Source organism: Mesorhizobium silamurunense (assembly GCF_014843825.1).
GTDB classification, from domain to species: domain Bacteria; phylum Pseudomonadota; class Alphaproteobacteria; order Rhizobiales; family Rhizobiaceae; genus Mesorhizobium; species Mesorhizobium silamurunense.
On record NZ_JHQR01000460.1, the window covers coordinates 1 to 273 of the forward strand.

General features: G+C 65.9%; 1 protein-coding gene. It reads left to right on the top strand.

Annotated elements, in window-relative coordinates; genetic code table 11:
* Positions 1–53: 53 nt before the first annotated feature.
* Positions 54–273, top strand: a 220-nt coding sequence (locus DH10_RS35980) for an SDR family oxidoreductase (RefSeq protein WP_343221692.1), incomplete at its 3' end; no start/stop codon positions are given.

A 273-nucleotide genomic window follows, 5' to 3' on the forward strand; every position in this document is an offset into this window, starting at 1 on the left:
GGCACGCGGCCTATTGTGCCTCCAAGGCAGGGCTGCACGGCCTAACGCGTGCCGTGGCTGTCGATGGCGGGCCAGACGGGGTGCGTTGCAACGGCGTGGCTCCTGGCTGGATCGATACGGATCTCAACGTCAATTTCGTCGCCGCTTTGCCCGAGCAGGCGCGGGGGCGGCTGGGTGCCATTCATCCGCTGGGTCGAACCGGCCGTGTTGAGGAAGTCGCGGCTATGGTCGCATGGATTGCTTCCGAGGAGGCTGCATTCGTCACCGGCCAGA